9 protein-coding genes and 3 tRNA genes are annotated in these 8625 nt (G+C 72.7%); 9 read left to right on the forward strand and 3 right to left on the reverse strand.

The window, feature by feature from the left end; translation table 11 throughout:
- Positions 1-69: 69 nt before the first annotated feature.
- Complete coding sequence (locus tag ACFU6K_RS21715; RefSeq protein ID WP_380665395.1) at positions 70-1338, reverse strand: hydrolase; 1269 nt, start codon at positions 1336-1338, stop codon at positions 70-72.
- 279 nt (positions 1339-1617) lie between these two features.
- Here ACFU6K_RS21715 and ACFU6K_RS21720 point away from each other — a divergent pair.
- The 6 genes from ACFU6K_RS21720 to ACFU6K_RS21745 all read left to right on the forward strand — a co-directional run bounded on the left by ACFU6K_RS21720 (position 1618) and on the right by ACFU6K_RS21745 (position 4244).
- A tRNA-Thr gene (locus tag ACFU6K_RS21720) sits at positions 1618-1690 on the forward strand.
- A 43-nt stretch (positions 1691-1733) separates the two neighbouring features.
- Positions 1734-1806, forward strand: a tRNA-Met gene (locus ACFU6K_RS21725).
- A gap of 83 nt (positions 1807-1889) precedes the next feature.
- Positions 1890-2054 (forward strand): 50S ribosomal protein L33, encoded by a 165-nt coding sequence (gene rpmG, locus ACFU6K_RS21730; RefSeq protein WP_006604855.1) that lies wholly within the window; start codon positions 1890-1892, stop codon positions 2052-2054.
- A 117-nt stretch (positions 2055-2171) separates the two neighbouring features.
- Entirely contained in the window at positions 2172-2630 is a 459-nt protein-coding gene (locus tag ACFU6K_RS21735; RefSeq protein WP_380665397.1) for a MaoC family dehydratase N-terminal domain-containing protein, read from the forward strand.
- A 5-nt stretch (positions 2631-2635) separates the two neighbouring features.
- The gene (locus ACFU6K_RS21740; RefSeq protein ID WP_380665399.1) at positions 2636-3058 is read left to right on the forward strand and encodes a MaoC family dehydratase; all 423 of its coding nucleotides are present in this window, start codon (positions 2636-2638) and stop codon (positions 3056-3058) included.
- 142 nt (positions 3059-3200) lie between these two features.
- On the forward strand, positions 3201-4244 hold the full coding sequence (locus tag ACFU6K_RS21745) for a UDP-N-acetylmuramate dehydrogenase (protein ID WP_380665401.1): 1044 nt from the start codon (positions 3201-3203) through the stop codon (positions 4242-4244).
- A gap of 8 nt (positions 4245-4252) precedes the next feature.
- Here the strand turns inward: ACFU6K_RS21745 and ACFU6K_RS21750 are convergent, their stop codons facing one another.
- Both ACFU6K_RS21750 and ACFU6K_RS21755 read right to left on the reverse strand, forming a co-directional pair.
- Positions 4253-5317, reverse strand: coding sequence for an adenosine deaminase (locus tag ACFU6K_RS21750; RefSeq protein WP_380665403.1), 1065 nt, complete (start codon positions 5315-5317; stop codon positions 4253-4255).
- Positions 5318-5445: 128 nt separating this feature from the next.
- Positions 5446-6693, reverse strand: coding sequence for a pyridoxal phosphate-dependent aminotransferase (locus ACFU6K_RS21755; protein ID WP_380665405.1), 1248 nt, complete (start codon positions 6691-6693; stop codon positions 5446-5448).
- 280 nt (positions 6694-6973) lie between these two features.
- Here ACFU6K_RS21755 and ACFU6K_RS21760 point away from each other — a divergent pair.
- The 3 genes from ACFU6K_RS21760 (at position 6974) to nusG (ending at position 8609) form a co-directional block, all read left to right on the forward strand.
- Positions 6974-7046 (forward strand) — tRNA-Trp (locus ACFU6K_RS21760).
- Between the two features lie 145 nt (positions 7047-7191).
- Positions 7192-7518: a preprotein translocase subunit SecE gene (gene secE / locus ACFU6K_RS21765; protein WP_049651985.1), complete on the forward strand. Its 327-nt coding sequence runs from the start codon at positions 7192-7194 to the stop codon at positions 7516-7518.
- A 209-nt stretch (positions 7519-7727) separates the two neighbouring features.
- Positions 7728-8609 carry a transcription termination/antitermination protein NusG gene (gene nusG / locus ACFU6K_RS21770; RefSeq protein WP_380665407.1) on the forward strand — a complete coding sequence of 294 codons (882 nt, stop codon included), beginning with the start codon at positions 7728-7730 and terminating at the stop codon, positions 8607-8609.
- Positions 8610-8625 lie beyond the last annotated feature (16 nt).

Genomic DNA, 8625 nt, shown 5'->3' on the forward strand with positions numbered 1-8625 from the left:
GTCAGGGGCCGTCTCTGTCGTCAGGGGCCGTCGGGGGCCGCCGCGGCCACCGGGCCCACCGGGACCGGCTCAGCCGTCCCCGCCCCCGCACTGCCGGGGCAGCGCCAGCGCCACCGTGTCCGCGAACTCCCGGACCGCGCTGGTCCGGCTGACCACCCGGCCGCTGTGCACCACCAGCCGGCTGTGCCCGCCCGCGAGCGCCCCGGCCAGGCTGTCCCCGCGCACCGCCAGCAGCTCCGCCGGGAACCCGGCGTCCACCCGGACCGGCGCCAGGCCGAGCGCCGTCCGGGCCTGGTTCGCCACCGCGTCGTACGCCGCCTCCGGGGTCAACTCCCCACCGGCGGCCAGCAGATAGGCCGACTCCAGCGGATCTGCCCGGCCGACCGGGTTGGACGGGTCGCGCAGCGCCCCGCTGCCCGCCGCCAGCGGCACCCCGGCGGCCGCCAACTCCCGTACCAGGCCTGGCCGCAGGCCCGCCGAGCGGCCCTCAAGGCCGGTGCAGCAGCCGTTCTGCGGCAGGCAGACCACCCGGACCCCGCTGGTCGCCAGCACCGTCGACGCGCCCCGGGGCAGCGCCCCGCACGGGCCGAGCGCCACCCGGGGCCGCAGTGGGGCCAACGCTCCTGCCATCCGGGCGAGTTGGGCGGCGTCGGCGGCGCTGGCGTGCAGGTCCACCGGGCAGTCCGCCTCCCGGGCGGCCTCCAGCAGCAGCTGCACGTACCCGGCCGGGTCCGGGTCCAGCTCCGGACAGCCGCCGGCCGCCGTGGCGCCCAGCTTGAGCGCCTCGCGCAGCTGCGCCCGGCCGTCCGCGCCGGCCCGTCCGGTGAGCAGCCGGGGCATCGCCACCGCCTGGAGCTCGGCCAGCCCGCCCAGCGCCTGCCGGGCGGTCAGGACCGCCTCCAGCCGGCGCAGCCCGTGCACGTCGCCGATCCGGACGTGGGTGCGCTGGGCGGTGGCGCCGTAGCCGAGCGAGGTCAGTGCGGCCTCGGTGACCCGGCGGGTGAGGTCGGCCGGGGTGTCCGGCGGCGGGGTGGGCAGGGCGGCGGAGAAGGCGGTGTCGTAGTGGGCGTGCGCCTCGGCGGGGGCCGGGAGCAGCAGGTAGCCGCGCAGGTCGATCCGGGCGCCGGTGGTGACGGTGGGCGCGCCGGGCAGGGCGGGCAGCGGGCCGAGGCTGCCGACGGTGCCGACCGCCTGGATCCGGTCGCCGCTGATCCGGACGTCCACCACCCGCCCGTCGGCCAGCCGGGCGCCGGTGAGCAGCAGGACCGGGCCGTGCCCGAGCGGGTTGGCCGCCGGGCCGGGCCCGGAGTGCGGCCCGTCGGCGGCTGCGCTGTCCATCGCCCGGCTCCTTCTCGGGCCGGCCCGTGCGGTCGGCCCCGTACGGCTGGCCCGTACCGCCGGCCAGTCCTCCCGATCAATGAGCGTCGAGCCTATGGGCCCGGGGGGCGGGTCGCCGGGAGGCGGGCAATAGTCGTATCGGGTCGGGCCGCGCGGCTCACGGGCCGATCGAACGCCGGGCCTTGGATCGTCCGTCCGTACCCCTCGCCCACCTGCGGTCTTCGCCGCGGGATACGGATTTCACCTCCGGGCGCGAAACGTGTAATCTCTTCCTCGTTCGCCCCTATAGCTCAGTCGGTAGAGCGTCTCCATGGTAAGGAGAAGGTCTGCGGTTCGATTCCGCATGGGGGCTCTGGTGAGAAGCGGTCAGCTCCGGCTGTGCCGCGGATCACTGTGGCGGTGTAGCTCAGTTGGTAGAGCAAGCGGCTCATAATCGCTGTGTCACCGGTTCAAGTCCGGTCACCGCTACCCCGCGTAGTCGGTCGGGAGATCGCACTCCCGGTCGGCTACTCTTGTTGTGTTCTTATTCGTTGTCCAAGGAAGGCACTCCCGTGGCTGCCACCGACGTCCGCCCGAAGATCACGCTGGCCTGCGTGGAGTGCAAGGAGCGGAACTACATCACCAAGAAGAACCGGCGTAACGACCCGGACCGTCTTGAGATGAAGAAGCACTGCCCCCGCTGCAACTCGCACACCGCGCACCGCGAGACCCGCTGACCCTCTTGCAGGGCGACGGGCCTGTGTGAATTCAGGTCTTCTACTCCGGGCCGCATCCCTCGACAGGGGGTGCGGCCCGGAGTTTTTTCGTATCCACCCGCGTTCCGAGGAGCCGCCATGGCGCTCGACCCCTCCTTCATCGGGCGTAGTTACCCGCCCACCGAGCCGTACGAGGTCGGCCGGGAGAAGATCCGCGAGTTCGCGACCGCGGTCGGCGACGCCAACCCGGCGTACACCGACCCGGCGGCGGCGAAGGCGCTGGGGCACCCCGATGTGATCGCCCCGCCGACCTTCCCGTTCGTGATCACCTACCGCGCGGCCGGCCAGGTGGTCGAGGACCCGGAGCTGGGCCTGGACTTCAGCCGGGTGGTGCACGGCGACCAGAAGTTCGCCTACACCCGCCCGGTGCGGGCCGGCGACCGGCTGTCGGTCGCGGTGACCATCGACAACATCAAGTCGCTGGCGGGCAACGACGTGCTCACCGTGCGTGGCGAGGTGACGGACGCGACCGGCGGGCACGTTGTGACGTCGGTCATGACCCTGGTGGCCCGGGCCGCCGACGAGGCGGGGGAGTGAGCGCGATGGCGATCGACTACGACGAGGTCGAGGTCGGCACCGAGCTGCCGGCGCAGTCCTTCCCGGTGACCCGCGACACACTGGTGCGGTACGCGGGCGCCTCGGGCGACTTCAACCCGATCCACTGGAACGAGAGGTTCGCCCTGGAGGTCGGCCTGCCGGACGTGATCGCGCACGGCATGTTCACCATGGCCGAGGCGATCCGGGTGGTCACCGACTGGGTCGGCGACCCGGCCGCGGTGGTCGAGTACGGCGTGCGGTTCACCCGTCCGGTGCCGGTGCCGAACGACGGGGTCGGCGCGGTGGTCGAGGTCTCGGCCAAGGTCGCCAAGAAGCTGGACGACCGCAGGGTGCAGGTCGACCTGCTGGCCACCACGGGCGGCCAGAAGGTGCTCGGCATGTCCCGGGCCGTCGTCCGGCTCGGCTGAGCGGCTTCGGGGGCGCGGCGGCGGGGGAGCGGGCGGCGGACCGGGCCGAGCCGGCCCGGGTCCGAGCGGGGGCGGACGGGAGGGGCCCGCCGACGGGAATCGCGTTCCGGTCGGCGGATCCCTCCCCCGTACGCTGGTGGGCGTGCTGGTAGAAAACGACGCCCCCCTCGCCCCGCTGACCACGCTCCGGCTCGGCGGCCCGGCCCGCCGCCTGGTGACCGCCCACACCGACGACGAGGTGATCGCCGCCGTCCGCGAGGCCGACGCGGCCGGCGAGCCGCTGCTGGTCCTCGGCGGCGGCTCCAACCTGGTGATCGGCGACGCCGGCTTCCCCGGCACCGTGCTGCGGATCGCCACCGAGGGCTTCGCCCTGGACGGCACCGCGCTGGAGGTCGCGGCCGGCGAGACCTGGTCCGAGGTGGTCCACCGGACCGTGCGGGACCACGGGCTGGCGGGCATCGAGTTCCTGGCCGGCATCCCCGGCTCGGCGGGCGCCACCCCGGTGCAGAACGTGGGCGCGTACGGCCAGGAGGTCGCGCAGTCGATCACCGAGGTGGTCGCGTACGACCGCACCGCCGACGAGGTGGTCGTGCTCTCGAACGCCGAGTGCGGGTTCTCCTACCGGCACAGCCGCTTCAAGGCCGAGCCGGACCGCTACGTGGTGCTGCGGGTGCGGTTCCGCCTGGAGGACAACGACGGGCTCTCCACCCCCGTCCGCTACGCGGAGACCGCCCGGCACCTGGGCGTCGAGCCGGGCGCCCGGGTGGCGGTCGGCACGGCCTGGACGGCGGTGCTGCTGCTGCGCTCCGGCAAGGGCATGGTGCTGGACCCGGCGGACCACGACACCTGGTCGGCCGGCTCCTTCTTCACCAACCCGGTGCTCACGGCCGCGCAGTACGAGTCCTTCCGCACCCGCCCGGGCACCGAGGACGCCCCCGCCTACCCGGCCCCGGAGGGCTGCACCAAGACCTCGGCGGCCTGGCTGATCGACCGGGCGGGCTTCGGCAAGGGCTACGGCGGCGGCCCGGCGACGCTCTCCACCAAGCACACCCTGGCGCTCACCAACCGCGGCTCGGCCACCGCCGAGGACCTGCTGGCCCTGGCCCGGGAGATCCGGGACGGGGTCCGCGAGGCCTTCGGGGTCGAGCTGGTGAACGAGCCGGTGATGGTGGGCGTCAAGCTCTAGCAGCCGTCCTAGGCGGGTACGGCGGCCGCTTCCGCGGGGGCGCGGTCGCCGACCAGCCAGGCGTCGATGTCCGCCAGCAGCTCCTTGCGGACGGCCTCCGGCGCGACCGAGCCGCGCACCGACTGCCGTGCCAGCTCGGCGAGTTCGGCGTCGGAGAAGCCCAGCACGTCCCGGACCAGCTCGTACTGGGCGGCCAGCCGGCTGCCGAACAGCAGCGGGTCGTCCGCGCCCAGGGCGAGCGGCACCCCGGCGTCGAACAGCTGGCGCAGCGGGACCTCCTCGGGGCGCTCGTAGACGCCGAGCGAGACGTTGGAGGACGGGCAGACCTCGCAGGTGACCTGCCGGTCCGCCAGCCGCTCCATCAGCCGGGGGTCCTCGGCGGCCCGTACGCCGTGGCCGATCCGGGCGGCGCCCAGGTCGTCCAGGCAGTCCCGGACGGACTCCGGGCCGGACAGCTCGCCGCCGTGCGGGGCCGCCAGCAGCCCGCCGTTGCGGGCGATCGCGAAGGCCCGGTCGAAGTCCCGGGCCAGGCCCCGGCGCTCGTCGTTGGAGAGGCCGAAGCCGACCACCCCGTGGTCGGCGTAGCGGACGGCCAGCCGGGCCAGCGTCCGGGCGTCCATCGGGGACTTCATCCGGTTGGCCGCGACCAGGACCCGGATGCCCACCCCGGTTGCCGCGGCGGCGTGCTCCACCGCGTCCAGGATCAGCTCCAGGGCGGGGATCAGTCCGCCCAGCCGGGGCGCGTACGAGGTCGGGTCGACCTGGATCTCCAGCCAGCGGGAGCCGTCCCGCCGCTCGTCCTCGGCGGTCTCCAGGACCAGCCGGCGGATGTCCTCCTCGTCCCGCAGCACCGAGCGGGCGGTGTCGTACAGCCGCTGGAAGCGGAACCAGCCCCGCTCGTCGGTGGCCCGCAGTCGGGGCGGCTCGCCGGAGCTGAGCGCCTCCGGCAGCCGGACGCCGTGCTTGTCGGCCAGCTCCAGGAGGGTGGCGGGCCGCATCGAGCCGGTGAAGTGCAGGTGCAGGTGGGCCTTCGGGAGGCCCCTGACGTCTCGCGGGTTCAACAGGCGTTCCATTCACCGATACTGCCGTATACGGCCCCTGAACGGGAACCGCCCCCTCTACATCCCCTGAAGGGGTGAAAGGGGGCGGTGCGCCGGGTGAAACCCTGGCGTCGGGTTGACGTCGGCGGACGGACCCGAGGTCAGTCGCGGGCCTCGCCGAGCAGCTTCTGGACCCGGCTGACGCCCTCGACCAGGTCGGCGTCGCCGAGCGCGTAGGAGAGCCGCAGGTAGCCGGGGGTGCCGAAGGCCTCGCCCGGGACGACCGCGACCTCGGCCTCGTCCAGGATCAGGGCGGCCAGCTCGGCGGAGGTCTGCGGGCGCCGGCCGCGGATCTCCTTGCCCAGCAGGCCCTTGACCGACGGGTAGGCGTAGAAGGCGCCCTCGGGCTCGGGGCAGAGCACGCCCTCGATCTCGTTGAGCATCCGCACGATGGTCCTGCGGCGGCGGTCGAAGGCCTCGCGCATCTCGGCGACCGCGTCCAGGTCGCCGGCCACGGCGGCCAGGGCGGCGCGCTGGGCGACGTTGGAGACGTTCGAGGTGGCGTGCGACTGGAGGTTGGTCGCGGCCTTGATGACGTCCTTGGGGCCGACCACCCAGCCCACCCGCCAGCCGGTCATCGCGTAGGTCTTGGCGACGCCGTTGACCACGATGCACTTCTCGGCCAGCTCGGGCAGCAGGGCCGGCAGCGAGGTGAAGGTGGCGTCGCCGTACACCAGGTGCTCGTAGATCTCGTCGGTGAGCACCCACAGGCCGTGCTCCAGCGCCCAGCGGCCGATCGCCTCGGCCTCGGCCTCGGTGTACACCGCGCCGGTCGGGTTGGACGGCGAGACGAACAGCACCACCTTGGTGTTCTCGGTGCGCGCGGCCTCCAGCTGCTCGACCGAGACCTTGTAGCCGGTGGTCTCGTCGGAGACGACCTCCACCGGGACGCCGCCGGCCAGCTGGACCGACTCCGGGTAGGTGGTCCAGTACGGGGCCGGGATGATGACCTCGTCGCCCGGGTCCAGGATCGCCGCGAACGCCTCGTAGATCGCCTGCTTGCCGCCGTTGGTGACCAGCACCTGGGAGGCGTCCACCTCGTAGCCGGAGTCGCGCAGCGTCTTGGCGGCGATCGCGGCCTTCAGCTCGGGCAGGCCACCCGCCGGGGTGTACCGGTGGTTCTTCGGGTCGCGGCAGGCCTCGACGGCCGCCTCGACGATGTAGTCCGGGGTGGGGAAGTCGGGCTCGCCGGCACCGAAACCGATGACCGGACGGCCGGCGGCCTTGAGGGCCTTGGCCTTGGCGTCCACGGCGAGGGTCGCGGACTCGGCGATCGCGCCGATCCGGGCGGAGACCCGGCGGTCGGCGGGGCGGAGGGACTGGTCGGGCTGCGGGGTGGAAGCGCTCATGCCTGCATCGTCGCAGAACCGGGACCTACCGGGCATCGGGGTATCGGCATCCGTACGTTCCCGTCCGAATCGCGGCCCGACGGCCCGTCGGAAGGGGCCTCGCCAGACCGGACGTCCGCCGGGGGAGCGGTCGGTCCGGAAGAAGAAGTTCGACCAAACACCCCTCGACCACGTACACTCGCTGCTCGACGGCCCGCCGAGAACCGGAGCTTTCACCGCCTGTGCAGACAGCGGGGGGAGATACGGTAGGTTGGTCGCCACCGGAGCCGCGAGGCACCGTAGGGCAATAGCTCAATTGGTAGAGCACCGGTCTCCAAAACCGGCGGTTGGGGGTTCGAGTCCCTCTTGCCCTGCTGCTAGATCCGTTTTCAGCCCGTTCGCTCCACAGGAGTGAGCGGGCTTGATGCGGAGATGGCACCGATCAGCACCGCTAGCCGACTGGCCGCCCCCACCGGGTGCGCGGCGAAGCCGGCAGGACCCGGATTCAGGTGAGGACGAGTGACGGAGACCACGGGCTCCACCGCAACGCCTGAGAGCGGCAACCCCGAGGGTGCCGACGGCGCTGCCGAGATCGCATCGGCCGAGGGCGACAAGAAGTCCGGCAAGCAGAAGAAGTCCGGCAAGCGGGCCAAGAAGGGCCTGTTCGCGCGGACCGCCCTCTTCTACCGCCAGATCATCGCCGAGCTGCGCAAGGTCGTCTGGCCGACCCGCGGCGAGCTCACCAACTACACCGCCGTGGTCGTCACCTTCGTGGTGGTCATGATGGCCTTCGTGGCCGGCCTGGACTACGGCTTCTCCAAGCTGAGCCTCCTGGTCTTCGGCTGACCGGCCGCCCCACCTCGCGAACAGCCTCCCGACCCGGGCCGATTACTCGGCCCGGGTCGAGCTGTCGGCGCCGGACGTACGCGCGGCTACCGTGGACTCGGTACTGTTGAAGTCTCCGAGACCTCACCTGGCGCCCGCGCGAGCGGCCGTCCGCCGGGCCGGTCGAGGAGCGCGCCACCTTCACCATCTCCAGGAAAGAAGCCGCCACCGTGTCTGAGTCCCCCCTGTACGACGCCGACGAGACCGTCCGCGAGGCGGATGGCGCCGCCGAGCTGGACGCGGCCGAGCCGGCTGACGACGCCGAGTCCGCCGAGCAGATCGTGGACGCCGCGGACAGCGACGAGGACGAGGTCGAGGCGTACGACGAGGCCGAGGCCGGCGAGCCCGCCGAGGAGGCCGCGCTGCACGTGGAGGGCGACGCCGAGGCCGCCGCCGAGGAGTCCGTCGAGGACGCCGAGGAGGCCGAGGAGGAGTCGGCCGACGAGGTCGACCCGGTCGCCAAGTTCCGCGAGGACCTGCGCTTCATGCCGGGCGAGTGGTACGTGATCCACACCTACGCCGGCTACGAGAACCGGGTGAAGCAGAACCTGGAGCAGCGCGCCGTCTCGCTGAACGTCGAGGAGTACATCTTCCAGGCCGAGGTGCCGCAGGAGGAGGTCGTCCAGATCAAGAACGGCGACCGCAAGACCATCCGCCAGAACAAGCTCCCCGGCTACGTCCTGGTGCGCATGGACCTCACCCCCGAGTCCTGGGGCGTCGTGCGCAACACCCCGGGTGTCACCGGCTTCGTCGGCAACGCCTACGACCCGTACCCGCTGACCCTGGACGAGGTCGTCAAGATGCTCGCCCCCGACGTCGAGCGCCAGGCGGCCAAGGAGGCCGGCAAGCCCTCGCCGATCAAGCCGAGCGAGATCCAGGTGCTGGACTTCGAGGTCGGCGACTCGGTCACCGTCACCGACGGTCCGTTCGCGACCCTCCAGGCGACCATCAACGAGATCAACCCGGACTCGAAGAAGGTCAAGGGCCTGGTCGAGATCTTCGGCCGGGAGACCCCGGTCGAGCTCTCCTTCGACCAGATCCAGAAGAACTAGTCATACGGTCTTCGGG

It is taken from the genome of Kitasatospora sp. NPDC057512 (assembly GCF_042802135.1).
Classification (GTDB): Bacteria; Actinomycetota; Actinomycetes; order Streptomycetales; family Streptomycetaceae; genus Kitasatospora.

What these genes read in the sequence shown, in the direction of transcription:
- ACFU6K_RS21715 (WP_380665395.1), bottom strand. Translation starts at nt 1,338, where the DNA reads ATGGACAGCGCAGCCGCCGACGGGCCGCACTCCGGGCCCGGCCCGGCG.
- ACFU6K_RS21735 (WP_380665397.1), top strand. Translation starts at nt 2,172, where the DNA reads ATGGCGCTCGACCCCTCCTTCATCGGGCGTAGTTACCCGCCCACCGAG.
- ACFU6K_RS21740 (WP_380665399.1), top strand. Translation starts at nt 2,636, where the DNA reads ATGGCGATCGACTACGACGAGGTCGAGGTCGGCACCGAGCTGCCGGCG.
- ACFU6K_RS21750 (WP_380665403.1), bottom strand. Translation starts at nt 5,317, where the DNA reads ATGGAACGCCTGTTGAACCCGCGAGACGTCAGGGGCCTCCCGAAGGCC.
- ACFU6K_RS21755 (WP_380665405.1), bottom strand. Translation starts at nt 6,693, where the DNA reads ATGAGCGCTTCCACCCCGCAGCCCGACCAGTCCCTCCGCCCCGCCGAC.